22 protein-coding genes are annotated in these 23,058 nt (G+C 61.7%); 10 read left to right on the plus strand and 12 right to left on the minus strand.

What is annotated here, in order from left to right; genetic code table 11:
• The first annotated feature begins 51 nt into the window (after window positions 1–51).
• From ACTJK7_RS06100 to ACTJK7_RS06110, 3 genes are all read left to right on the plus strand, one after another.
• Window positions 52–1,812: a sensor histidine kinase gene (locus tag ACTJK7_RS06100; RefSeq protein ID WP_108563111.1), complete on the plus strand. Its 1,761-nt coding sequence runs from the start codon at window positions 52–54 to the stop codon at window positions 1,810–1,812.
• On the plus strand, window positions 1,812–3,140 hold the full coding sequence (locus ACTJK7_RS06105; RefSeq protein ID WP_440779853.1) for a sigma-54-dependent transcriptional regulator: 1,329 nt from the start codon (window positions 1,812–1,814) through the stop codon (window positions 3,138–3,140). Before ACTJK7_RS06100 ends, ACTJK7_RS06105 begins: the two co-directional genes overlap by 1 nt.
• Window positions 3,141–3,435: 295 nt before the next feature.
• Window positions 3,436–4,755 carry an MFS transporter gene (locus tag ACTJK7_RS06110; protein WP_064383789.1) on the plus strand — a complete coding sequence of 440 codons (1,320 nt, stop codon included), beginning with the start codon at window positions 3,436–3,438 and terminating at the stop codon, window positions 4,753–4,755.
• Between the two features lie 129 nt (window positions 4,756–4,884).
• Here ACTJK7_RS06110 and ACTJK7_RS06115 read toward each other — a convergent pair whose 3' ends face one another.
• Window positions 4,885–5,643 (minus strand): COG4705 family protein, encoded by a 759-nt coding sequence (locus ACTJK7_RS06115; protein WP_064383790.1) that lies wholly within the window; start codon window positions 5,641–5,643, stop codon window positions 4,885–4,887.
• A gap of 348 nt (window positions 5,644–5,991) precedes the next feature.
• On the opposite strand from ACTJK7_RS06115, the gene ACTJK7_RS06120 reads away from it, so the two are divergent.
• Window positions 5,992–6,309, plus strand: a complete 318-nt coding sequence (locus ACTJK7_RS06120) for a hypothetical protein (RefSeq protein WP_085610837.1) — start codon at window positions 5,992–5,994, stop codon at window positions 6,307–6,309.
• A 274-nt stretch (window positions 6,310–6,583) separates the two neighbouring features.
• Window positions 6,584–7,213: a flavin reductase family protein gene (locus ACTJK7_RS06125; RefSeq protein ID WP_064383793.1), complete on the plus strand. Its 630-nt coding sequence runs from the start codon at window positions 6,584–6,586 to the stop codon at window positions 7,211–7,213.
• A gap of 4 nt (window positions 7,214–7,217) precedes the next feature.
• On the opposite strand, the gene ACTJK7_RS06130 is transcribed toward ACTJK7_RS06125, so the two are convergent.
• Complete coding sequence (locus tag ACTJK7_RS06130; RefSeq protein WP_007960172.1) at window positions 7,218–7,460, minus strand: hypothetical protein; 243 nt, start codon at window positions 7,458–7,460, stop codon at window positions 7,218–7,220.
• A gap of 43 nt (window positions 7,461–7,503) precedes the next feature.
• Window positions 7,504–7,857: a putative quinol monooxygenase gene (locus tag ACTJK7_RS06135; RefSeq protein ID WP_108563113.1), complete on the minus strand. Its 354-nt coding sequence runs from the start codon at window positions 7,855–7,857 to the stop codon at window positions 7,504–7,506.
• 335 nt (window positions 7,858–8,192) lie between these two features.
• Here ACTJK7_RS06135 and ACTJK7_RS06140 point away from each other — a divergent pair, with 335 nt between their 5' ends.
• Window positions 8,193–9,122: an AraC family transcriptional regulator gene (locus ACTJK7_RS06140; RefSeq protein ID WP_108563114.1), complete on the plus strand. Its 930-nt coding sequence runs from the start codon at window positions 8,193–8,195 to the stop codon at window positions 9,120–9,122.
• A gap of 165 nt (window positions 9,123–9,287) precedes the next feature.
• Here the strand turns inward: ACTJK7_RS06140 and ACTJK7_RS06145 are convergent, their stop codons facing one another.
• The 6 genes from ACTJK7_RS06145 to ACTJK7_RS06170 form a co-directional block, all read right to left on the minus strand.
• Window positions 9,288–10,343, minus strand: a complete 1,056-nt coding sequence (locus ACTJK7_RS06145) for an ABC transporter ATP-binding protein (protein WP_108563115.1) — start codon at window positions 10,341–10,343, stop codon at window positions 9,288–9,290.
• Window positions 10,344–10,357: 14 nt separating this feature from the next.
• A complete protein-coding gene (locus ACTJK7_RS06150; RefSeq protein ID WP_007960165.1) occupies window positions 10,358–11,206 on the minus strand; it encodes an ABC transporter permease in 849 nt (282 codons plus the stop codon).
• On the minus strand, window positions 11,203–12,111 hold the full coding sequence (locus ACTJK7_RS06155; protein ID WP_007960163.1) for an ABC transporter permease: 909 nt from the start codon (window positions 12,109–12,111) through the stop codon (window positions 11,203–11,205). The genes ACTJK7_RS06150 and ACTJK7_RS06155 overlap by 4 nt, the downstream gene beginning before the upstream one ends.
• A gap of 186 nt (window positions 12,112–12,297) precedes the next feature.
• The gene (locus ACTJK7_RS06160) at window positions 12,298–13,401 is read right to left on the minus strand and encodes an extracellular solute-binding protein (RefSeq protein WP_440779855.1); all 1,104 of its coding nucleotides are present in this window, start codon (window positions 13,399–13,401) and stop codon (window positions 12,298–12,300) included.
• Between the two features lie 217 nt (window positions 13,402–13,618).
• Entirely contained in the window at window positions 13,619–15,067 is a 1,449-nt protein-coding gene (locus ACTJK7_RS06165; protein ID WP_199912985.1) for an aldehyde dehydrogenase family protein, read from the minus strand.
• Window positions 15,067–16,704 (minus strand): 5-guanidino-2-oxopentanoate decarboxylase, encoded by a 1,638-nt coding sequence (locus ACTJK7_RS06170; RefSeq protein WP_440779856.1) that lies wholly within the window; start codon window positions 16,702–16,704, stop codon window positions 15,067–15,069. Before ACTJK7_RS06170 ends, ACTJK7_RS06165 begins: the two co-directional genes overlap by 1 nt.
• A gap of 139 nt (window positions 16,705–16,843) precedes the next feature.
• Between ACTJK7_RS06170 and ACTJK7_RS06175 the strand changes: the two genes are divergently transcribed.
• The gene (locus ACTJK7_RS06175) at window positions 16,844–17,722 is read left to right on the plus strand and encodes a LysR substrate-binding domain-containing protein (RefSeq protein ID WP_011335697.1); all 879 of its coding nucleotides are present in this window, start codon (window positions 16,844–16,846) and stop codon (window positions 17,720–17,722) included.
• A 135-nt stretch (window positions 17,723–17,857) separates the two neighbouring features.
• Here the strand turns inward: ACTJK7_RS06175 and ACTJK7_RS06180 are convergent, their stop codons facing one another.
• Window positions 17,858–18,472: an NAD(P)-dependent oxidoreductase gene (locus ACTJK7_RS06180; RefSeq protein ID WP_108563119.1), complete on the minus strand. Its 615-nt coding sequence runs from the start codon at window positions 18,470–18,472 to the stop codon at window positions 17,858–17,860.
• Window positions 18,473–18,518: 46 nt separating this feature from the next.
• The gene (locus ACTJK7_RS06185) at window positions 18,519–19,397 is read right to left on the minus strand and encodes an MBL fold metallo-hydrolase (protein ID WP_108563120.1); all 879 of its coding nucleotides are present in this window, start codon (window positions 19,395–19,397) and stop codon (window positions 18,519–18,521) included.
• A 115-nt stretch (window positions 19,398–19,512) separates the two neighbouring features.
• Here ACTJK7_RS06185 and ACTJK7_RS06190 point away from each other — a divergent pair, with 115 nt between their 5' ends.
• Together ACTJK7_RS06190 and ACTJK7_RS06195 are read left to right on the plus strand one after the other, a co-directional pair.
• Complete coding sequence (locus tag ACTJK7_RS06190) at window positions 19,513–20,418, plus strand: LysR family transcriptional regulator (protein WP_234420587.1); 906 nt, start codon at window positions 19,513–19,515, stop codon at window positions 20,416–20,418.
• A 41-nt stretch (window positions 20,419–20,459) separates the two neighbouring features.
• Window positions 20,460–20,681 (plus strand): hypothetical protein, encoded by a 222-nt coding sequence (locus ACTJK7_RS06195; RefSeq protein WP_011335701.1) that lies wholly within the window; start codon window positions 20,460–20,462, stop codon window positions 20,679–20,681.
• 8 nt (window positions 20,682–20,689) lie between these two features.
• Here the strand turns inward: ACTJK7_RS06195 and ACTJK7_RS06200 are convergent, their stop codons facing one another.
• A complete protein-coding gene (locus tag ACTJK7_RS06200) occupies window positions 20,690–21,586 on the minus strand; it encodes a helix-turn-helix domain-containing protein (protein WP_007953272.1) in 897 nt (298 codons plus the stop codon).
• A gap of 187 nt (window positions 21,587–21,773) precedes the next feature.
• Between ACTJK7_RS06200 and pobA the strand changes: the two genes are divergently transcribed.
• Window positions 21,774–22,958 (plus strand): 4-hydroxybenzoate 3-monooxygenase, encoded by a 1,185-nt coding sequence (gene pobA, locus ACTJK7_RS06205; RefSeq protein WP_440779919.1) that lies wholly within the window; start codon window positions 21,774–21,776, stop codon window positions 22,956–22,958.
• The last annotated feature ends 100 nt before the right edge of the window (window positions 22,959–23,058 follow it).

Raw genomic sequence — 23,058 nt, forward strand, 5'->3', positions numbered from 1 at the left:
CACGATGGCGTGCTATCGTGCCCGCCCGACCTGCCATCCGTTTGACCCAGCATGCTGCCGACTTCCCGTACCTTGCGTCTGTCGTTGTACACCCTGCTGATCCTCGCTGGCGCCGCCCTCGCCGCGACGCTTGCGATCCGCCACGCCGAGCGCCAGGCGCTGGAAGAAGACGCTGCGCGGGCCAATCAACAGTTGGCGCTGTACGCCAACTCGCTACATACCCTGATCGACCGCTATCGCGCCTTGCCCGCCGTGCTCGCACTGGACCCGCAATTACGGGCGGCACTCGCCGGTCCCGTGAGCGCCGAACAGCAAACGGCGCTCAATCTGAAGCTGGAAAAAATCAACGGCGCCGCCCAATCCTCGACCCTTGAACTGCTCGACCGCACCGGCCTTGCGGTGGCGGCCAGCAACTGGCGTCTGCCCAGCAGTTACGTCGGCCACAACTATGGCTTTCGCCCCTATTTCAGTCAGACCCGCACCCAGGGCACCGGACGCTTTTACGCGGTCGGCGTGACCAGCGGCATTCCCGGTTACTTCCTGTCCAGCGCGGTGCTCGGCGACAACGGCGAGTTCCTCGGGGCGATGGTGGTCAAGCTCGAATTCCCCGAACTCGAACGCGAATGGAGCCAGGGCAGCGACACCCTGCTGGTCAGCGATGCGCGCGGGATCATCTTCATCGCCAACCAGCCCGGCTGGCGCTATCGTCTGCTGCACCCGCTGAGCCCGGCCGATTACCGCGAGATCAAGGCCACCCGCCAATACGACAAGCAATCACTGGTGCCGCTGACGCATCTGGCGCTGCGCAGCTTCGATGACAACAGTGATCTGCGCCGCGTCGAAGGCCCGCAAGGCACGGCGGATTACCTGTGGGAATCGCTGCCGCTGACTGCCGAAGGCTGGACCTTGCATCTGCTGCGCCGCCCGCAATTGTCCTTTGAAGACCAGCGCAATGCCGGGCTCGCCGCCGCCGGAGTGTGGCTGGCGCTGGTGTTCCTGTTGCTGTTCCTCAACCAGCGCTGGCGTCTGGCGAAGATGCGCCAGCGCAGCCGCGAAGAGCTTGAGCAACTGGTCGAAGAACGCACCCGGGATTTGCGCACGGCCCAGGACGGTCTGGTGCAATCAGCGAAACTGGCGGCACTGGGGCAGATGTCCGCCGCGCTGGCCCACGAAATCAATCAGCCGTTGACCGCACAGCGCATGCAACTGGCGACCCTGCGCCTGCTGCTCGATCATGGCCGGGTCGATGACGCCTGCAAGGCCCTCAAACCGGTGGATGACATGCTCACGCGCATGGCCGCCCTCACCGGCCACCTGAAAACCTTTGCCCGCAAGAGCCCCAGCGGCCTGCGCGAACGGCTGGATCTGGCGACGGTGGTCGATCAGGCCCTGCAATTGCTCGATGCGCGTCTGCGCGATGAACAGGTCAGTCTGGTGCTGCACCTGACCCGTCCGGCCTGGGTGCGTGGCGATGCGATCCGTCTGGAGCAGGTGCTGATCAACCTGCTGCGCAATGCCCTCGATGCCATGCAGGGCAAGTCCTGCAAGCGTCTGGAAATCCGCCTGGAAGCCGACGAGCAACTGTGGCGCCTGAGCGTCATCGACAACGGCGGCGGCATCGCCGAAGAACATCTGGGGCAGGTGTTCGATCCGTTCTTCACCACCAAACCGGTGGGTGACGGACTGGGCCTGGGACTGGCGGTATCCTTCGCCATCGTCCATGAATCCGGCGGGCGCCTGTGCGTCGAAAATGGTGACAATGGCGCAGTGTTCAGCCTGACCTTGCCGATCGATCTGGAGGCGCACATCTGATGCTCAACTCGGTGATGGTGGTCGATGACGAAAGCAGTATTCGCAATGCCGTCGAACAATGGCTGAGCCTGTCCGGGTTCGAGGTCCAGCTGTTCAGCCGCGCCGAGGAATGCCTGGCGGCGCTGCCGAAACACTTTGCCGGGGTGATTCTCAGCGATGTGCGCATGCCCGGGCTCAGCGGTCTTGAGCTGCTGGCCGAAGTGCAGCGCCGGGATGCCGACCTGCCGGTGATTCTGCTGACCGGCCACGGCGATGTGCCGATGGCGGTCGAAGCGATGCGCGACGGCGCCTACGATTTTCTGGAAAAACCGTTCAGTCCCGAGACCCTGCTCGGCAGCCTGCGCCGGGCGCTGGACAAGCGTCGGCTGGTGCTGGAAAACCGTGCCCTGCACGAGCAGGCCGACAACCGCGCCAGACTCGATGCGACGTTGCTCGGTGTGTCCCGTGGCTTGCAGACCTTGCGTCGGCAGGTGCTTGACCTGGCGACGCTGCCGGTCAACGTGCTGATCCGTGGAGAAACCGGCAGCGGCAAGGAGCTGGTCGCCCGCTGCCTGCACGACTTCGGCCCGCGCGCCGGCAAGCCGTTCGTGGCGCTGAACTGCGCGGCGATCCCCGAGCAGTTGTTCGAAGCCGAGTTATTCGGACATGAGAGCGGCGCGTTCACCGGCGCCTCGGGCAAGCGCATCGGCAAGCTGGAATACGCCGATGGCGGCACGCTGTTTCTCGACGAAATCGAAAGCATGCCGCTGGCCCAGCAGGTGAAACTGCTACGGGTGTTACAGGAGCAGAAGCTGGAGCGGCTGGGGTCGAACCAGAGCATTCGCGTGGACTTGCGGATCGTCGCAGCGACCAAACCCGATTTGCTGGATGAAGCGCGGGCCGGACGTTTTCGCGAAGACCTGGCGTATCGCCTGAACGTCGCAGAGCTGCGATTGCCACCGCTGCGTGATCGTCGCGAAGACATTCCGCTGTTGTTCGAATCCTTCGCCCAGAGCGCCGCCCAGCGTTTGGGCCGGACCTTTCCACCGCTCAGTGGCGCGCAGTTGAACCACCTGCTCAGTCACGACTGGCCGGGCAATGTGCGCGAGTTGGCGAACGTGGCCGAGCGGCAGGTACTGGGGCTGGATGAACCGGTGCAGGGTATCGATCCGGGGCAGTCGCTGGCGGCGCAGCAAGAGGCGTTTGAGGCGCAGTGTTTGCGGGCTGCTTTGACCCGGCACAAGGGCGATGTGAAAGCCGTGCTTGAGGAGCTGCAACTGCCGCGTCGCACGTTTAATGAAAAGATGCAGCGGCATGGTTTGACCCGAGAGATGTTCGTACCCGACTGATCGTTTGATGATTGATCGTTCCCACGCTCCGCGTGGGAATGCCTAAATGGACGCTCTGCGTCCGCTTTGGGACGCAGAGCGTCCCCGGCTGCATTCCCACGCAGAGCGTGGGAACGATCACGCTGAATGAGCGGAAATCCGCTCATTCATTCCGGATCATCGGCAAAATCCCGCTCAACCCATCTCACCAACCCCTCTAAACCGGCCCTCCCCCCGTTGGCACAGCTCCTGCTATAGCCCTCGCAGGCTGCGTTCCAACGCGCTCCACAAAAACAATTAAATGAAGGATCCTTCAATGGATAACTCCAACGCCCTGCCTCTTGGGTCGGCTGCCGTGCCGGCCAAAGCACGAACCACCGCCAGTCGCATCAAATCGATCTTCAGCGGTTCCGTCGGCAACATGGTCGAGTGGTACGACTGGTACGTCTACGCCGCCTTCTCGCTGTACTTCGCCAAGACCTTCTTCCCCGCCGGTTCCACTACCGCCCAGTTGATGAACACCGCCGCGATTTTCGCCGTGGGCTTTCTGATGCGTCCGATCGGTGGCTGGCTAATGGGCCTGTACGCCGACAAAGTCGGCCGTAAAAAGGCGCTGATGGCCTCGGTGTACCTGATGTGCTTCGGCTCGCTGCTGATTGCCCTGAGTCCGAACTACGAGACCATCGGCATCGGCGCGCCGATCCTGCTGGTCTTCGCCCGCTTGCTGCAAGGCCTGTCGGTCGGTGGCGAGTACGGTACCTCCGCCACTTACCTGTCGGAGATGGCGACCAAGGAACGTCGCGGCTTCTTCTCCAGCTTCCAGTACGTGACCCTGATCTCCGGCCAGCTCATCGCGTTGGGCGTGTTGATCGTGCTGCAGAACATGCTGACCACCGAACAGCTGTACGCGTGGGGCTGGCGTATTCCGTTCGCCATCGGCGCGCTGTGCGCAATCGTCGCGCTGTACCTGCGTCGTGGCATGGAAGAAACCGAGTCGTTCACCAAGAAGGAAAAGTCCAAGGAAAGCGCCATGCGCACCTTGCTTCGTCATCCGAAGGAACTGCTCACCGTGGTCGGCCTGACCATGGGCGGTACGCTGGCGTTCTACACCTACACCACCTACATGCAGAAATACCTGGTGAACACCGTCGGCATGAGCATCTCCGACTCCACCACCATTTCGGCGGCCACGCTGTTCCTGTTCATGTGCCTGCAACCGATCATCGGCGGCCTGTCCGATAAAATCGGTCGTCGCCCGATCCTGATCGCCTTCGGCGTGCTCGGGACGATCTTCACCGTGCCGATCCTGATGACCCTGCACACCATCCAGACCTGGTGGGGCGCGTTCTTCCTGATCATGGCGGCGCTGATCATCGTCAGCGGCTACACCTCGATCAACGCCGTGGTGAAAGCCGAGCTGTTCCCGACCGAAATCCGTGCGCTGGGTGTCGGCCTGCCGTACGCACTGACCGTGTCGATCTTCGGCGGCACCGCCGAATACATCGCGCTGTGGTTCAAGAGCATCGGCATGGAAACCGGTTACTACTGGTACGTGACCGCGTGCATCGCGGTGTCCCTGCTGGTGTACATCACCATGAAAGACACGCAGAAACATTCGCGCATCGTCACTGACTGACCGGGTTTATTCAGCCACTGCATTGGTGGATGTTCTGGCCCCATCGCGAGCAAGCTCGCTCCCACATTGGATCGGCGTACAACTGACCCTGTGGGAGCGAGCTTGCTCGCGATTGAAGTCACCTCGGTATCAGGACAACTCGGCAACGCCCTGTTTGCTGCCATAACGCTTCTGCGCATACGACGCCCCGACGATCATCACCAGCAGAATCCCCGCCAGCACCGCCGACGAACCGATGGTGCCGAAGTCCAGACCGCCCTTCTCATGGGACTTGGTCATCAAGTCACCCAGGGTTGCGCCAAACGGCCGGGTCAGCACAAACGCCACCCAGAACAGCGCCACCGGCGAAATCTTCGTGAAGTACTTGAGCAGCACGACCACGCCAATCGCCGAACCGATCAACAATGCGCCACCGGCAAAGCCCAGGCCCGAGTCGTCCGCCAGGTAATCGCCGAGCGCGGTGCCCAGGGTGTTGGAGAACAAAATCGCCATCCAGTAGAACATCTCGCCGCGAAAACTCTGCACCTTGGTGACGTTGAGCGAGTCGCCGCTCAGGCGCCATGCCGCGAAGATCGCCAGCAGGATCGCGATCAGGATCATGGAACCGGTGGCGTAACCCAGTTCCAGCGTGCGGTCCATGAAGTCCGACATGGTGGTGCCGGCGGTGCTGGTCGACAGGATCACGATCCAGTACAGCAGCGGCTTGTAGGTCTTGGACATCAGCTGCGCGATCAGGGTCAGGACAAACACGCTGATCAGGATCAGCGAGCTGATGGCGTAACCGACATTGAGGGTCATCGACAGCAAATCCCCCGCGGTTTCCCCCAGGGTCGTCGCGCAGATTTTCATGACCCAGAAGGCCAGGGTGATTTGAGGCAGTTTGTTCATCGCAGGCAACGCTCCAGTGTGTGACGGCCGGTTTTTGGCTTTATGGCCGTGGGCAGACTGGCGTTGCGCGGGTGAAAAACCGGTCGGGAATGTATGAAAAATCTGTCACACAAGCCAAAAACGGCGATTAATCACCGGTTAATGCCCCTGCCGCATCCTGCACCTACCTGATCGATGACCTGCGCGACGCTCGCTCCGACGACGAAAGCGAATTGAATGCGTCGCCCTTAATATCAATTTAATCGATTGTTTTTAGCATTATTTTGCACTTTTCAATCAACTTATTTGGCGTAGCATGAATCCCATGCGAAACACATCGCCAACGAATTTCGAATCTGGAGAACGACCATGAAAACCAAACTGATCCTCGCCCTGACCCTGTCCGTCCTGGCCGCCAACACCTTCGCCGCCGATGGTTCGGACAAAACCAAATCCGCCGACTTCATTTCCGGCGCCAGCGCTGCCATCGAAACCAGCCACACCGGCACCTACGCTGCCGACGGCTTCGACAAGACCAACGTCGGCAAAGCCGTTGCTGCTGATGGTTTCGACAAGACCGGCACTGCCAACGCTATCGCCGCCGACGGTTTCGATAAAACCGGCACCGCCAATGCCATCGCTGCCGACGGTTTCGATAAAACCGGCACTGCCGCAGCCATCAGCTGAATATCCGCACCGCCTTCACAGCCCGGCCTCGGCCGGGCTTAGTCATTTCTGGGGGATGACAATTACTTGAGTTCACACCAAACCCTGTGGGAGCTGGCTTGCCAGCGATGACATTTTTTCATTGAAAGTTATTGTCGACTGACAGGCCGCCATCGCTGGCAAGCCAGCTCCCACAAGGTTCTCACTGGGTGGAATATCGGTGTCTGGCTGGAAATATGCGTCGTGTGCTTGCACTATTGGCCACTTGATCCCGCCCTCTTCAGGACCACCCGCCATGCCCGATGACATTCATTTCTACGAACCGGCCAACGGCCACGGCCTGCCGCACGATCCGTTCAACGCCATCGTCGGCCCGCGTCCCATCGGCTGGATTTCGTCGCAGGATGCCGAGGGACGGCTGAACCTGGCGCCCTACAGTTTTTTCAACGCGTTCAACTACATTCCGCCGATCATCGGGTTCTCCAGCGTCGGTCGCAAAGACAGCCTGAACAACATCGAGCAGACCGGTGAATTCGTCTGGAACCTCGCCACCCGCCCGCTGGCCGAGCAGATGAACCAGAGCTGCGCGATGGTCGGACCGGAAGTCAACGAGTTCGAACTGGCGGGGCTGACGCCGGTGGCTTCGAACGTGATCGCCGTACCGCGCGTGGCCGAAAGCCCGGTGTCCTTCGAGTGCAAGGTCACCCAGATCATTCAGTTGCAGCGCGCCGACGGCGAGACCGTGCCGAGCTGGCTGGTGCTCGGCGAAGTGGTTGCCGTGCACATTGCCAAATGGCTGTTGAAGGACGGGATCTACGACACCGCCGCCGCCGAACCGATACTGCGGGGCGGCGGGCCGGCGGACTATTTCCAGCTGGGGCCGGAGGCGTTGTTCAAGATGTGGCGCCCGGGGGCGACGAAGTAAGCGCTTACCAGATCAGCTCGGCGTCGTCGGTGACGCCCTTGAGCTTGTCCAGTTCGTTGATCGCGGCTTCATCGGCGGCGATGGCGCCGGGAAAAACCTGATCGTTCAGCAGTTTGTGAAAGCGCGGTGCGCCGCCGTCGACCAGGGCCTTGACGGCAATCGCCGCGTGATAACCCTTGTTGCCGCCCAACTCGACGGGGACTACAGCGGAAACCGCTTCGAAGTGTTCGAACTCTTTACGTGCCATATCGCAGGTCCTGGCTCAGTCAGATAAGCCGGACATTAAACATTCAACCGGCGAGTTTGTGTATCGGCGCAGTGCATTGCCCTACGGCCTGTGCAGCCGAGACTTCCTTGAACGTGTGGAAATCCAGGCTGTTGACCACCAGGTCCTGCACCAGCTCGGCAAAGATTTCCATCGACGGGCTGCTGAAGTAAGCGGTCATCGATTGCTGGTTGCTCCAGAAACCGGAAACCAGCCACAAATCCGGATCACACTGCGAATGCTGCAAGGCGAAGCTCAGGCAACCGGGGGCGGCGCGGGACGGCTCGATCAGGGCGCTCAAGCGCATGCCGAGTTCCGCCGAGCGTCCGGTACGCGCTCGAACGAAGGCCATATGACTGACGGGAATCTGCTTGGACATGTTCAACCCTCCCAGGGAGTCGCGTGGCAGCCGGGAACGGGCTGCGACAGGATCCAAGGTTAAGGGCCGCGCACCGTTCGCCGTTAGTCGATTCCTGCCGTCGCGTTGCACAATCCTGCGAGACTGTCTTGCAGACCTGTAACAAGTCGTGAATTCCTGTCACCGTCCTGTCACACCGGTTTCGGGCAATTCTGCCGACCTGCGTCCTGCTATGGCTGGACGAGTCAACAAACCCATGCAGGATCAGGCAAGCATTTGACAGGATGTGTCTACCGCTCGCGCTTGCACAAACTTATGCTCTGCTCCCATTCCATCCCTTGCCGAGGAGGCTGTGCATGACGTCATTCGATCGTTTTCAGGCGCCGCCCGATGCCGACATGGAAAAGCAGCGCGCGGAGCTGGCGGCCATCATTCGCCGCAACACGTCCGAAGATGGCAGTTATGCCACCGCCGTCGGCTCGCTGGTCATGTCGCGCCACACCCAGTCCCATGATTTCGCCCCGGTGCTCGCGCAACCGGCGCTGTGCATCATGGCCCAGGGTCGCAAAGAGGTACGGCTGGCGGACGAGTTCTTCAATTACGACCCGTTGAACTACCTGGTGGTCTCGGTTTCGATGCCGTTGAGCGGTCGGGTGGTGAATGTCTCGCCCGAAGAGCCGATTCTCGCCGTACGCCTTGATATTGATCCTGCGGAAATCACCGCGCTGATCGCCGACGCCGGTCCGATGGGTGTACCGACCCGGCCGACCGGGCGTGGTCTGTATGTCGAGAAGATCGACAGCGCCATGCTCGATGCGGTGCTGCGTCTGGCGCGCCTGCTCGACGCACCGAAAGACATCGCCATGCTCGCGCCGCTGATCCGCCGGGAAATTCTCTATCGTCTGCTGCGCAGTCCTCAGGGCCATCGGCTGTACGAAATCGCCATCGCCAACAGCCAGAGCCACCGCATCAGCCAGGCGATCAAATGGCTCAACGGCAACTTCGAACAGCCGCTGCGCATTGATGATCTGGCGAAGGAAGTGAACCTCAGCGTCTCGACCTTGCATCACCGTTTCAAGGCGATGACGGCGATGAGTCCGTTGCAGTATCAGAAGCAGCTGCGCCTGCAAGAGGCGCGGCGTTTGATGTTGGCTGAGGGGTTGGAGGCGTCGGCGGCCGGGTATCGGGTGGGGTATGAAAGTCCGTCGCAGTTCAGTCGTGAGTACAGTCGGTTGTTTGGCGCGCCGCCGTTGCGGGATCTGGCGCGGTTGCGGCTGACCGTCTGATCTGGATTATTGCGTCGCGGCTACTGGCCTCTTCGTCGGATCGCCGCCCGGACCAAGCCCGCTCCCACAGTGACTGGTGTCTACTACAAAGCTTGTGTACGACTAATAACCTGTGGGAGCGGGCTTGCCCGCGAAGAGGTCGACAAAGCCAGCATCAATTCTGGATCAGGCGCCCAACACCCGACACGCCTCACTCGGCAACGTCACCGAAACCGGATGCCCGATCCCCAACCCAATCCCCTGACACGGCGTACTCAGCGCCGTAAACGTCACCCCGGAACATTCCACCGTAGTCTCGATGGTCGCACCGATATCCCGCACGAACGTCACCTTGCCCAGCAGGCGATTGCCCGCCGTGGCCTGCGGCGCCGACAGTTGCAGGTCTTCGGGGCGGATCAGCATTTTCACTTTCTGCCCGACCACGATGCTGCTGCAGATCGGTACTTGCAGGGCATCGCCGCCCGGCAGCACAACCTTGCCATCGCCAAGCGCGGTGGCCGGGAAGATGTTGCCGGAGCCGATAAAGTCCGCGACGAATTCGTTGGCCGGGTGCCGGTAGATTTCAATCGGCGTACCCACCTGCTGCACCCGATGCTCGCCCAACACCACCACGATATCGGCCATGGTCATGGCCTCGCGCTGATCGTGGGTCACCATGATGGTGGTGATGTTCAGGCGTTGTTGCAGCTGACGGATTTCCACCTGCATCGACTCACGCAATTTGGCGTCCAGCGCCGACAGCGGTTCGTCGAGCAAAAGGATTTTCGGATGCGAGGCAATCGCCCGGGCAATTGCCACCCGCTGACGCTGGCCGCCGGACAGCTTGGCCACCGGGCGATCGATCATCGGCTGCAGCTGGATCAGTTCCAGCAACTCCACCACCCGCGCCTGTTGATCGGCCTTGCTCACACCGCGCAGTTTCAGCGGATAGGCGATGTTCTCGCCCACGGTCATGTGCGGAAACAGCGCCAGCGACTGGAACACCATGCCGAAGTTGCGCAGGTGCGCCGGGGTGTGGCCGATGTCCTCGCCGTCCAGGCGGATCTCGCCGCCGGTGAGGGTTTCCAGCCCGGCGATCATGCGCAGTAACGTGGTCTTGCCGCAGCCCGACGGGCCGAGGAAGCACACCAGTTTGCCCTCGGGCAAATGCAGGTTGACGTCTTTTACCGCACAGGCCGAGCCGTAGTGTTTCTCGACGTTTTCCAGAATCAGTCCAGTCATATTGCACCTCACAATCAAAAGGAAACGCCGCCCTCACCGACCAGCTTCTCCAACGCCCAGATCAGGACGAAGTCGATCAGCACGATCAGCACGGCAAACGAGAACACGGTAGGGTCGAGCGATGACACGGTGCGGCTGTACATCCAGATCGGCACGGTCATGACATCGATGGTGTAGAGGAAATAGGTCACGGTGAATTCGTTGAACGAGACGATGAACGCCAGCAGCATCCCCGCCAGAATCCCCGACTTCATCAACGGCACCACCACGTCGACAATGGCCCGCAGCGGCGAAGCGCCGAGCATCTGCGCGGCCTCTTCGACTTCGCTGCCGATGGAAAGCATCGCAGCCGTGCAGTTCTTCACCACGAACGGCAGCGCCAGAATCACGTGGGCAATCACCAGCCGCGAGGTGGTCATGTGGAACGGCAGGCTGTCGAACACCAGCAGCAAGGCCAGCCCCAGCACCACCATCGGGAACACCAGCGGCAGCGACATCAATTGCAGCGCCACGCCCTTGCCACGGAACTCGCAGCGGGTCAGCGCGTAGGCCGCCGGCACCGCGATCAGCGTGGCGAAAATCATCGTCAGGCACGACACCAGCAAACTGGTGCCCATGGCCTGGCCGAGGCTCAGCACATCGCTGGCATCCGGCGAGACGAAGGTGTGCCACGCCGCCTTGTACCACTGCAGGCTGTAGCTGCTCGGCGGGAAGTCGAGGTTCGACGCGCCGCTGAACGACATCACGATCATGGTCAGGATCGGCAACACGGCCAGGAACAAAATGATCCCGGAGAGGATGCCGGCGAACTTGCCGGTGTCGCCCGGCAACAGCGACTGACGCTTCTTGATCAGGGCACTCATTGCGAAGCCTCCAGCAGACGGCGACGGCGGCCGGTGATGTATTCGGACAAGGTCATGATGGCGAGCGTGGTGACAATCAGCACCACCCCGGCGGCGGACGCGGCGGGCCAGTTCATCAGCGGTGCGATCTGGTCATGCACCATCACCGCGAGCATCGGCACGCGCCGACCGCCAAGCAACAGCGGCACCACGAAGCTGCTGGCGTTGTAGGCGAACACCAGGGTTGCGCCGGTGATGATGCCCGGCAGACTCATCGGTAGCACCACCTGACGGAATACCTGAAAACGACTGGCGCCGAGGGTCGCGGCAGCTTCTTCGTAGCTGCGGGCGACACCGCGCATGGCGCTGGCAATCGGCAGCACAGCGAGCGGAAACGCGGTCTGCACCAGCCCCATCAGCACACCGTTCTGGTTGTACAGCAGCATGATCGGACGCTTGATCAGGCCGAGGCCCATCAGGGTCTGGTTGAGCATGCCGCCGGGGCCGAGGATCACCAGCCAGCCGTAGCTTTGCAGCAGCAGGTTGACCAGCAGCGGCAACAGCACCGCCGCCAGAAAAATCCGCCGCACGAATGGCGAGGTCAGGCGCGACATGGTGTACGCCACCGGGATCGCCAGGACCACCGCGATCACCGCGCTGATCAGCGCCAGGCGCAAGGTCAGCAGCAACGATTTGAGGTAGTAGGGTTCGAGCAACTGCGCGTAACTGGCCAGGCTGAAACCCGACCACTCCGCGCCCTTGGTGCCGACGCTCATGCGCAGCACCAGCAGGCTGGCGGCAATCAGCACGCCGAGAAACAGCATCGACGGCGTGAGGAAAAACCACGCCCGCGCCGTCGGCGAAACACCGCGCGCCGGGCGCACGTCACCCGCGCCGACCGGCTGGGTCAGGGATTGATGTTCCATAGCAATGATCTCGTCAATGGAAAAACAACTGACAGACACTGCCTTCAAATTCACCGAGAAACCTGTGGGAGCGAGCTTGCTCGCGATAGCAATCTGTCAGTGACATCACTGTCGACAGGTAGGCCGTCATCGCTGGCAAGCCAGCTCCCACAGGGGTTTGCGGTGTTCTGAAGGTTTGTGTTTGCGTCAGGAAGAAAAGATTTCCGTGTAGCGACGAATCCACTGGTCATGCACGGTCGCCAGGAAGGCGTTGTCGTGCATGATCGCCTTCTCCGCGATCTGCTCCGGCGTGAGGATGAACGGGCTCTTGCGTGCTTCGGCGGAGATGATCGCCTTGGCGTTGACCGGGCCGTTGAAGATGTCTTCGGCCATCTTGCCCTGCACCAGCGGGTCGAGGGAGTGGTCGATGAAGGCGTAGGCCAGGTCGGTGTCGCCCGGACGGTTCTTCGGCATTACCGAAAGCATCAGGTCGGTGTAGAAACCTTCCTTCATGCCGAACGTGGCACCGAGGCCATAGTTCGGGTCGCGGATCTGCTTGGGGAAAAACGCCGGGGCGTAGAGGCCGCCCATGTCCAGGGAACCGGTGCGGAACAGCTCGGCGATCTGGTTGGGGTTTTCGCCCAGGGTCACCACGCGGTCTTTCAGCTCCGCGAGTTTCTTGAAGCCCGGTTCGATGTTGTGCTCGTCACCACCGGCCAGTTTGGCGGCGATGATGATCAGGTCCATCGCTTCGGTCCAGTTCGGCGGCGGCAGGAAAATGTTCGGTGCCAGATCGGCGTCCCACAGTGCCGCGTAACTGTCCGGCGCGGTGCTCTGGGTGCGAGTGCTGTAGACCAGACTGTTGCACCACAGCAGGTAGCCGATGCCGTGACCGTTGGCCCCGGTGCGGTATTTTTCCGGTACGTCCACCAGGTTGGGAATGCGGTTGAGATCGGGTTTTTCCAACAGTCCGGCAGCAGCCAGACCTTCGGCGCCGACGCCAGCCAGGGTGATGATGTCGTACTGCGGACGATCACCGCCGGCCTTGAGTTTGGCGACCATTTCCGAGGTGCTGCCAGTGCGGTCGGCAATCACTTTGGCGCCGGTCTTGGCTTCGAACGTTGCCGCGATGTTGCGCAGTGCAGCGAGGCCGGTGTCATCGGACCAGGTCAGCAGGCGCAGGGTCTTGCCGGCAAAGCGGGTGTCGCTGGCACTGGCCCGGATGAAGGGCATGCTCATGGCCGCCGCGGCCACCGAGACCACGCCGACGGTTTTGATGAATTGACGCCTGTTCAGATCGTGCTCGCCCATTTAGGACTCCCATTTTTTTTGTAAGTATGAGACTGATCGCAACCCTTGCATCTGCCTGACCGATATGGCTCAAGCGCCCGGTTTGAAAGGGCTTGAGCGTGGTCTGCGGGTTCATCCTGAGGTCGTGCAAAACACCTGACTATCGATAAAAACTCATTGAAGCCATGACGTCGGCGCATGCCTCGTTGCGAGGCATGCGCTGACCTTTTTCGGGCATTCAGAGCGCGCGGATCACGTGCTTGGTTTCCTGAAATGCCGCCAGACCCCACGGGCCCAATTCGCGGCCGATGCTGCTCTGTTTGTAGCCGCCCCACGCGGTCTGCGGGAAGATCACCTGCGGCGCGTTGAGCCACACCAGCCCCGCCTGCAAGGCGTTGGCGACCCGATCCGCGGTCTCGGCATTGCGCGTGACGACGCTGGCGACCAGGCCGAACTGACTGTCGTTGGCCAGCGCAATTGCCTCGGCTTCCGAAGCAAAACTGCGTACGCAGATCACCGGGCCGAAGATCTCTTCACACCACAGCGCACTGTCGAGGGGCACTTCGGTGAAGATCGTCGGCTGCAAGAAATATCCGCGCGGCAGATCGGCGGGACGATTGCCGCCACAGATCAGCTTGGCACCGGCACTCAGACCACGGTCGATGTGACCGAGCACACGCTGGTACTGCGCCTGATTGACCAGCGCGCCCATCTCGACCTCAGGATCGAACGGATCGGCGACACGGATTTTTTCCGCGCGGGCCTTCAGACGAATCAGGAATTCATCGGCGATTTCATCGGCCACCAGCACTCGGCTGGTGGCCGAACACATCTGCCCGGCGTTGAAGAAACCGCCACCGCAGGCCAGTTCCACCGCCAGATCAAGGTCGGCATCTTCCAGAATCAGCAGCGAGGATTTGCCGCCCAGTTCCAGGCTCACGCCCTTCACGGTTTCCGCGGCGCGCTGCATCACATGCACACCGACGGCGTTGCTGCCGGTGAAGGAAATCTTGGCGATGCGCGGATCCGCCGACAGCGGCGCGCCGACTGCCAGACCGGTGCCGCACACCAGGTTGAACACGCCTTTCGGCAGACCGGATTCGGCAATGATGGTCGCCAGTTCCAGCTCCGGCAGCGGTGTGACTTCCGACGGTTTGAGCACCACGCAGCAACCGGCGGCGAGAGCTGGCGCGAGTTTCCATGCGGTGGTGACCATCGGGAAATTCCACGGCACGATCAGCCCGACAACACCGCATGGCTCACGGCGCAGACGTGCGCTGAAGTCATCGCTGGGCAGCGGCACGTTGCTGTCCTGTTTCGCATCGAGGCCTTCGGCGAGTTCGGCGTAGTACTCGAACGTGGCGATCACGTCGTCGACATCGATGCCCGCCTCGAACTGCGGTTTGCCGTTGTTGCTCGACTGCAACTTCATCAGATGTTCGCGGCCGTTGCGCGCGCCGTTGGCGATGTTGCGCAGTATCGCGGCGCGCTCGGCACCGGTGGTTTTCGACCAGTCTTTGAAAGCTTCGGTCGCTGCCGTCACCGCCTGGTTGACGGCGCTTTCGTCACCGCCGTTGACCGTGGTCAGCAGCGCTTCGGTGGCCGGGTTGATCACCCGCAGGTGTTCGCGCCCGGCGAACCATTGGCCGTTGATGTACAGACCGTCGAGTGTGGTCGGGAAATTCATCATTGGGCCACCGCCTTCATCCATTGGGTCTGGTCGACTTCGATCAGGGTCGGGCCCTGACGATCGGTGGCGGCGCGCAATGCACCGCGCAGATGTTCAGCGGAGCTGATCGCTTCCGCCGCGCAACCCAGGGCCTTGGCCACGCCGATGAAGTCCGGGGTGTAAATGTCGACGCCCACTGGCTCGATGGCACGGTTGACCATGTATTTCTTGATCTCTTCGTAACCCTGGTTATTCCACAGCAGGATGATCACCGGGGTGCACGCTTCCACGGCGCTGGCCAGTTCCGGCAGGGTGAATTGCAGACCGCCGTCGCCGATCAGGCACACCACTGGCGGACGCGCGCCATGTTCCAGAGAGCCGCCGAGCCATGCGCCAATCGCCGCCGGCAAGGCGTAACCGAGGGTGCCGTAACCGGTGGACGAGTTGAACCAGCGGCGCGGACGCTCCGGATTGAACGTCAGGTTGCCGGTGTACACCGGTTGCGTGGAGTCGCCGACGAACACCGCGTTCGGCAATTCGTGCAGCACGGTTTCGAGGAACCGGGTCTGGGCCAGGGTCGGGGCATCCCAGGTCGCGGCCAGGTCTTCACGCAGACGGGCGGCGCGTACCTGGCCCCAATCGTTGCGGCGCTCGGCCAGCGGTTTGTGCGACAGCGCGCTGAGCAACGCTTGTGCGGCATTGCGCGAGTCGGCCACCAGCGCCACGTGAGGCGGGTAGTTGCGCACGGTCTGGTCGGGATCGATGTCCACACGCAGCAGCTTGCCGGGGATTTCGAAACCGCCGGCGAAGGTCACGTCGTAGTCGGTTTCCGCCAGCTCGGTGCCGATCGCCAGGATCACGTCGGCATCGGCCACCAGGGCGCGGGTCGCCACCAGGCTCTGGGTCGAACCGATCAACAGCGGATGGCTGGACGGCAGCATGCCTTTGGCGTTGATGGTCAGGGCCACCGGCGCGTCGAGCAGCTCGGCCAGTTCGGTGAGTTCGCCAGCCGCGTCAATGGCGCCGCCACCGGCGAGGATCAGCGGACGCCGGGCGCCGGCCAGCAGTTCAGTCATGCGGCTCACGGCGGCCGGCGCAGCTCCGGCGCGGTCGATGTTGACCGGCACGCTGGTCAGCAGTTCGTCGGCTTCTTCGACCAGCACGTCCAGCGGAATCTCGATGTGCACCGGACGCGGACGCCCGGCCTGGAACAGCGCAAACGCACGGGCCAGCACACCCGGCAATTCGGACGCCGACATCAGGGTGTGGGAGAACGCCGCCACGCCACCGACCAGTGCGCTCTGGTTCGGCAGTTCATGCAGCTTGCCGCGACCGCCGCCCAATTGGCTGCGCGACTGCACGCTGGAGATCACCAGCATCGGGATCGAATCGGCGTACGCCTGGCCCATGGCGGTGGTGATGTTGGTCATGCCCGGGCCGGTGATGATGAAGCACACACCTGGTTTGCCGCTGGTACGGGCGTAGCCGTCGGCCATGAAGCCGGCGCCCTGCTCGTGGCGCGGGGTGACGTGGTTGATGCTCGAACGGGCCAGCCCGCGATACAGCTCCACGGTATGCACACCGGGAATGCCGAACACCTGCTCGACCCCATAATCTTCGAGTAACTTGACCAGTACTTCGCCACACGTCGCCATGTCTTTGCCCTTCTTGTTCGTTGAGGCACCGGGCTGTAAAGGAACCGGTGATTGGCCTCATTGAAACGGGCGACCCGTAGCCGCAACAATCGATAAAAGCTCATACTAGCCATGTCCTCACGTCATACCTTGGATCCACATGAAACGACTGCCTCCCCTGCCCGCTCTGCATACGTTTCTGATCACCGCGCAGTGCTGCAACTTCACCCGGGCCGCCGAGCAGTTGCACATCACCCAGGGCGCGGTGAGCCGGCAGATCGCCGGGCTTGAGGAACATCTGGGTTATGAGCTGTTCATTCGCCTGGCCCGGGGTTTGGAGCTGACGGCCGAAGGTCGCGAATGGCTGCCACGGGTGCAGCAGGTGTTCAGCCTGATCGGCGACTCGGTGGAGCAGATCGGCGCCAAACGCGAAACCCTGCAACTCAAGGCGCCGAGCTGCGTAATGCGCTGGTTGCTGCCGCGCCTGCTGCAATGGCAGCGCGAGCGCCCGGACGTGCCGGTGAAACTCACGGCGTCGCTGCAACATGGGGTGGACTTTCATCGCGAGCAGTTCGACGCGGCGGTGATCTACGGCAGCGCGCCCCACGATTCGCCTGCGACCCTGCATCTGTTCGATGAGCAACTGACGCCGGTCTGTTCGCCGACACTGCTCAACGGAGGGCCGGCCCTGCATACACCGGCAGATCTGCAACAGCATCTGCTGCTGCACCCGACTCATACGGATGACGACTGGACGCTCTGGCTCAAAGCCGCCGAACTGCACTTGAGCAATATCGCCAGCGGTCAGCATTTCGAGACGCTGGATCAGGCGATGTCGATGGCGTCCCACGGGACGGGGGTGGCGATCGGCGACTGGTCACTGATCGGCGACGACTTGAACGCCGGGCGACTGGTGATGCCGTTCGATCTGAAGGTGAAGACGGGATTGGGCTATTACATCGTCGCGCCGGCGTCGGAGCCGTCGGCGAAGTTGCAGGAATTGATGGGGTGGTTGGTGGAGCAGGCTCATACGCGGTGAGCCCGGCCTCACCTGATGATCGTTCCCACGCTCCGCGTGGGAATGCAGCCCGGGACGCTCCGCGTCCCATGCCGAAGCGGACGCGGAGCGTCCAGTGAGGCATTCCCACGCAGAGCGTGGGAACGATCAATACGGTCAGTAACCGACGGTAAACCGCTGACGCGAATGCTTCGGCGTTTCCACTTCGTCGATCAACGCAATCGCATAGTCGGCAAAGCTGATCGAGCTCTGCCCTTCGGCACTCACCAGCAAGTCATCCTTGCCGACCCGGAACTTGCCGGTGCGCTCGCCTTCGAAGAACAGCGCCGACGGCGACAGGAACGTCCAGTCCAGTTCCTTCTCCTGACGCAAGGCCTCAAGAAACGCCGCGCCAGCGCTAGCCTCTGCCTTGTACTCGGCCGGGAAGCCAGCGCTGTCGATCACGCGGGTGCCGTCCGGCAGCAACAGCGAGCCGGCACCGCCGACCACCAGCAGACGTTTCACCCCGGCCTGTTTCACCGGACCGATCAGCGCGCTGGCAGGCACCGTGGCGAAATGCGCAGCGCTGATGACCACATCGTGACCGGCGACGGCGTCTTGCAGCGCGGCTGCATTCAGCACGTCGACATTCTTGTTGACCACACCGGCGCGGGCGCCGATCTTCGAGGTATCCCGGGCGATGGCGGTGACGCTGTGGCCGCGACGCAGGGCTTCTTCCAGCAATTGGCTGCCGGCACGGCCGGTGGCACCAATGATTGCGATCTTGCTCATGACATTCTCCAGTTGGCTTGAGAGTGCTGCGTTTTTCAGAATCGGGTTACCACTTCATCTCGCCCTTGGCGACTTTCGCGCTGAGCTCCAGCGAGCTTTCTTCGCCCAGTGTCGGGTAGCGTTTTTTCATCGCGACGATCAGCGCGGCAGAGTCCTTGGCCTTGGCCGTTTCGGCATCGAACACCTTGATGTAGTCGGCAGTGAATTTCACCGCTGCCAGCGAACGGGCGCTGTCACCCAGGTAGTGACCCGGCACCACGGTTTTCGGTTTCAGGGTTTCGATCGAGTGCAGGGTTTGCAGCCAGTCGGCGTGGGATTGCGCGGTCTGGGTGTCGGCCATCCACACGTGAATGTTCTCGGCGACAACCACACCACCGACCACGGCTTTCAGCGAAGGAATCCACACGAAGCTGCGATCCGGTTGCTTGCCGTCCAGGCCGACCACCTGCAGTTTCTGCCCTTCAAGCATCAGGCTGTCGCCCTTGAGCACGCCCGGCACGATGGTTTTGGCCGGCACGTCGGCGCCCATTTTCGGACCCCAGAAAGCGAGTTTGCCGTCGACGGTTTGCTTGATGTGATCAACGGTCGGTTGCGAGGCCAGTACCTTGGCATCCGGGAAGGCTTTGGTCAGGGTATCGAGACCGAAGTAGTAATCCGGGTCACCGTGGCTGATGTAGATGGTGGTCAGTTGCTTGCCGCTGGCGCGGATCTTTTCCACCACTTGCTCGGCCTGGGATTTGCCGAACTGGGCGTCCACCAGAATCGCGTCTTTCTCGCCGCTGACCAGCACCGAGGTCACCGGGAAGATCGCATTGGTGCCTGGGTTGTAGACATCGAGGGTCAGATTCGCGGCCGCTGCATGGGCAGCAAAGCCGAGGATGGCGGTGGCCAGTAAAACGCGCTTGAGGGTGGTGAAGCCGATCATGGGTTGCTCCGCTGTACGAATGCCGTGCTTGGCGATGGGGACAGAGCTTAGTTGCCAGACTCGTTACAAAAAATGCGATGCTTGGACATAGTTTGTTTCTGAAAGCGGGCAAATCATGGATCGTCTCCAAGCAATGCGGGTGTTTGTCACGGTGGTGGATCTGGGCAGCCAGTCGGCGGCGGCCGATCACCTGGACCTGTCACGGCCGGTGGTGTCGCGGTATCTGGCGGAGCTGGAGGACTGGGTCGGCGCACGCCTGATGCACCGCACCACCCGCAAGTTGAGCCTGACCGCCGCCGGCAACGAAATCCTGCCGCGCAGCCGGCAGATGCTGGAGCTGTCCGGCGACATGCAGGCCGCCGTCAGCGAACCCGCCGATGCCCCGCGAGGTTTGCTGCGGATCAGCGTCAGCACCTCGTTCGGCCAAGCGCAACTGGCCGATGCCATGGCGGCGTTCGTCAAAGCGTATCCGGGGGTGAACATCGATCTGCAAATGCTTGATCGCACCGTGAACCTGGTGGACGAGCGCATCGACCTGGCGATCCGCACCAGCAACGACCTCGACCCCAACCTGATCGCCCGGCGTCTGACGGTCTGCCGCTCGGTGGTCTGCGCCGCACCCGCCTATCTGCAGGAGCATCCACAGCCGCAGCGCGTAGAAGATCTGAGCCGGCACAACTGCCTGACCCATTCCTATTTCGGCAAGAGCCTGTGGCATTTCGAGGAGGATGGCGAACCGGTCTCGGTGCCGGTGCAGGGCAATATCAGCGCCAACGAAGCCAGCACCCTGCTGCGCGCGACCTTGGCCGGCGCCGGGGTGGCGATGCTGCCGACCTATCTGGCCGGGGCACATATTCACAGCGGCGAACTGGTGCGTCTGCTGCCCCACGCCGAGCCGCGGCAGATGAACATCTACGCGGTCTATGCCTCGCGCAAGCACATGCCGGCGGCGTTGCGCTGCATGCTGGATTTTCTGGTGCAGCGTTTTCCCGAAAACCCGCAATGGGATATCGGGCTGTAATCCCGCTCGCAGAGATGCTGGCAACTCCACGGCGCTGGCCTATGCTGAAAGTAGTACCCAAGGGTATTCGTTCAGAGGTCAACGCCATGAACACCAGAACAAGAAGATACCTCGCGATTTTCATCACCTGCGCGGCCACGCTGGCGCTGTACGGCACCGCGGCATGGCGCGTGGAGCAGTTGCGACAACTGCCCCGTGAGTACGCGAGCTGCAACTTCGAGCGCTGCATCCCTCACAACGCCACCCTCAACGCCCTGCGCTGATACCAGGTTCAGGCGTCGTCGTTCTGCTCGGCCTTCAAGCGGTCGCGGAACGCCTTTGGCGAGATCCCCACCCGGCGCCGGAACAGGCGCGTGAAGTTGGTCGGATCGGAAAACCCCAACACCTCGGACATCTCGTAAATGGTCATGCTGGTATAAGTCAGCAGGCGCTTGGCTTCCAGTAGCTGACGTTCATGCATGATCTGCAACGCAGGTTGCCCAGCCAGTTCGCGGCAGGTGCCGTTGAGGTGCGAGACGGAAATCCCCAGCCGATGGGCCAGGTCTTCGACCTTGACGTGCTGGCGGTAGGTTTCTTCCACCAGCTGAATGAACCCGTTGAGGTATTCGCGCTGACGCTGCGGGCGTTGCGTGGCGTTGTGACGGTGGATCGCCTGGCGGCTGACCCAGACCATGATCACGCTGACCAGCGAATGCATGAGCATTTCCCGCGCCGGTTGATGGCCGTTGTACTCGGCCTGCAACGCGGCAAACAGACTGTTGAGGTACTCCGCGTCCTTGCCGGCCGGATAACTTTCGGCCTGGGCCAGGGCCTGCACCGCGCTGCCCAGTTGCGCCTGCAAATGGTTGATCAACGGTGTGGCGAGGGTGACGACGAATCCTTCGACGTCCTCGGAAAAACGGAATCCATGCACCGATAACGGCGGCAGGATCTGGATCGCGGCTTCGTTCAGTTGCGTGCGTTGGCCTTCGATTTCAAGCTCTGCCTGACCTTTGAATACGAAGAGCAACTGGCACAAATCGGCGTGGCGGTGGGGTTTGATTTCCCATTGGTGTTCGCGGCTGCGTTTGGAAATGGTTTCACAGTGCAGCAAGTCAGGGGTCGGCCAGTCCAGGCTTTCACCGTAGAGCTTGAACACCGGAATCGAAGGCAGGTCAGGCTTGTTCATCACTTCAATCCAGGCCTCGAGGTTTGCGGGCGATAATCGCACCGATTGGCAGAATGTACAGGTATCGGCTCAGTTTTCACCTTCAATTGACAGACCCGCAAGGGAAAAATGCAAGCACTCGAATCCTGAAACTCATTCACCGGCCGTTGTCGCGTGAAGCTTGCGAGTCATAAAAACAATGAAAACGCTGAAAACCCAAGTCGCCATCATCGGCGCCGGTCCGTCCGGATTATTGCTCGGCCAACTGCTGCACAACGCCGGCATCGACACCCTGATTCTGGAGCGCCAGACACCTGACTACGTGCTCGGCCGAATCCGCGCCGGCGTGCTTGAACAAGGCATGGTAGAGCTGTTGCGCGAGGCTGGCGTGGGTCAGCGGATGGAGGCCGAAGGGCTGGTGCACGGTGGTTTCGAACTGGCCCTCGACGGGCGCCGGATCCACATCGACCTGCAAGCCCTGACCGGTGGAAAAACCGTGATGGTCTATGGCCAGACCGAGGTCACTCGCGACCTGATGGCCGCTCGTCGGGAGACCGGTGGGCAGACAATTTACGAAGCCAGCCATGTCGTTCCCTGTGACATGAAAAGCGACGAAGCTTATGTCACCTTCGAAAAGGACGGCGAAACCTGGCGCGTCGATTGTGACTACATCGCCGGTTGCGACGGTTTCCACGGCGTGGCCCGGCAGTCGATTCCCGAGGATTGCCTGAAAGTCTTCGAACGGGTTTATCCGTTTGGCTGGCTGGGGATTCTCGCCGACACGCCACCGATTCACGAGGAACTGGTCTACGCCCGCCACGAGCGCGGCTTCGCCCTGTGCAGCATGCGCTCGGCGACCCGCACCCGTTATTACCTGCAAGTGCCGGCCGAGGAAAACGTCGACGACTGGTCGGATCAGCGTTTCTGGGATGAACTGCGCAAGCGTCTGCCGGAGGATCTGGCGCAGAAGCTGGTGACCGGCCCGTCGATTGAAAAGAGCATCGCGCCGCTGCGCAGCTTTGTGGTCGAGCCGATGCAATACGGGAGGATGTTTCTCGTTGGGGACGCGGCGCACATCGTTCCGCCGACCGGCGCCAAGGGGCTGAATCTGGCGGCCAGCGATGTCAGCACGCTGTTCAGGATTTTGCTGAAGGTTTACCGCGAAGGTCGCACTGACTTGCTGGAGAAATACTCGGAGATCTGCCTGCGCCGGGTGTGGAAAGCCGAGCGGTTTTCCTGGTGGATGACTTCGATGCTGCACCGCTTCGACGAGCACGATGATTTCAGTCAGCGGATCTGTGCTTCGGAACTGGACTACTTTGTCAGCTCGGAGGCCGGTCAAAAAACCATTGCAGAAAATTACGTCGGGCTTCCTTATGAGGCTATCGAATAGCTTCCTACCAGAGGGTGTGTCATCCATTATTTCCCGCGCCGCGCCGGGTGTGCTGTTACGCAGGGCAAGGCGCGAGGAGCGTAGTTTGGTCATTCCAAAT

The sequence above is a fragment of the Pseudomonas sp. 22085 genome (assembly GCF_052045815.1).
GTDB lineage: Bacteria > Pseudomonadota > Gammaproteobacteria > Pseudomonadales > Pseudomonadaceae > Aquipseudomonas > Aquipseudomonas glycinae.

What these genes read in the sequence shown, in the direction of transcription:
- ACTJK7_RS06100 (WP_108563111.1), top strand. Translation starts at nt 52, where the DNA reads ATGCTGCCGACTTCCCGTACCTTGCGTCTGTCGTTGTACACCCTGCTG.
- ACTJK7_RS06105 (WP_440779853.1), top strand. Translation starts at nt 1,812, where the DNA reads ATGCTCAACTCGGTGATGGTGGTCGATGACGAAAGCAGTATTCGCAAT.
- ACTJK7_RS06110 (WP_064383789.1), top strand. Translation starts at nt 3,436, where the DNA reads ATGGATAACTCCAACGCCCTGCCTCTTGGGTCGGCTGCCGTGCCGGCC.
- ACTJK7_RS06115 (WP_064383790.1), bottom strand. Translation starts at nt 5,643, where the DNA reads ATGAACAAACTGCCTCAAATCACCCTGGCCTTCTGGGTCATGAAAATC.
- ACTJK7_RS06120 (WP_085610837.1), top strand. Translation starts at nt 5,992, where the DNA reads ATGAAAACCAAACTGATCCTCGCCCTGACCCTGTCCGTCCTGGCCGCC.
- ACTJK7_RS06125 (WP_064383793.1), top strand. Translation starts at nt 6,584, where the DNA reads ATGCCCGATGACATTCATTTCTACGAACCGGCCAACGGCCACGGCCTG.
- ACTJK7_RS06130 (WP_007960172.1), bottom strand. Translation starts at nt 7,460, where the DNA reads ATGGCACGTAAAGAGTTCGAACACTTCGAAGCGGTTTCCGCTGTAGTC.
- ACTJK7_RS06135 (WP_108563113.1), bottom strand. Translation starts at nt 7,857, where the DNA reads ATGTCCAAGCAGATTCCCGTCAGTCATATGGCCTTCGTTCGAGCGCGT.
- ACTJK7_RS06140 (WP_108563114.1), top strand. Translation starts at nt 8,193, where the DNA reads ATGACGTCATTCGATCGTTTTCAGGCGCCGCCCGATGCCGACATGGAA.
- ACTJK7_RS06145 (WP_108563115.1), bottom strand. Translation starts at nt 10,343, where the DNA reads ATGACTGGACTGATTCTGGAAAACGTCGAGAAACACTACGGCTCGGCC.
- ACTJK7_RS06150 (WP_007960165.1), bottom strand. Translation starts at nt 11,206, where the DNA reads ATGAGTGCCCTGATCAAGAAGCGTCAGTCGCTGTTGCCGGGCGACACC.
- ACTJK7_RS06155 (WP_007960163.1), bottom strand. Translation starts at nt 12,111, where the DNA reads ATGGAACATCAATCCCTGACCCAGCCGGTCGGCGCGGGTGACGTGCGC.
- ACTJK7_RS06160 (WP_440779855.1), bottom strand. Translation starts at nt 13,401, where the DNA reads ATGGGCGAGCACGATCTGAACAGGCGTCAATTCATCAAAACCGTCGGC.
- ACTJK7_RS06165 (WP_199912985.1), bottom strand. Translation starts at nt 15,067, where the DNA reads ATGAATTTCCCGACCACACTCGACGGTCTGTACATCAACGGCCAATGG.
- ACTJK7_RS06170 (WP_440779856.1), bottom strand. Translation starts at nt 16,704, where the DNA reads ATGGCGACGTGTGGCGAAGTACTGGTCAAGTTACTCGAAGATTATGGG.
- ACTJK7_RS06175 (WP_011335697.1), top strand. Translation starts at nt 16,844, where the DNA reads ATGAAACGACTGCCTCCCCTGCCCGCTCTGCATACGTTTCTGATCACC.
- ACTJK7_RS06180 (WP_108563119.1), bottom strand. Translation starts at nt 18,472, where the DNA reads ATGAGCAAGATCGCAATCATTGGTGCCACCGGCCGTGCCGGCAGCCAA.
- ACTJK7_RS06185 (WP_108563120.1), bottom strand. Translation starts at nt 19,397, where the DNA reads ATGATCGGCTTCACCACCCTCAAGCGCGTTTTACTGGCCACCGCCATC.
- ACTJK7_RS06190 (WP_234420587.1), top strand. Translation starts at nt 19,513, where the DNA reads ATGGATCGTCTCCAAGCAATGCGGGTGTTTGTCACGGTGGTGGATCTG.
- ACTJK7_RS06195 (WP_011335701.1), top strand. Translation starts at nt 20,460, where the DNA reads ATGCTGAAAGTAGTACCCAAGGGTATTCGTTCAGAGGTCAACGCCATG.
- ACTJK7_RS06200 (WP_007953272.1), bottom strand. Translation starts at nt 21,586, where the DNA reads ATGAACAAGCCTGACCTGCCTTCGATTCCGGTGTTCAAGCTCTACGGT.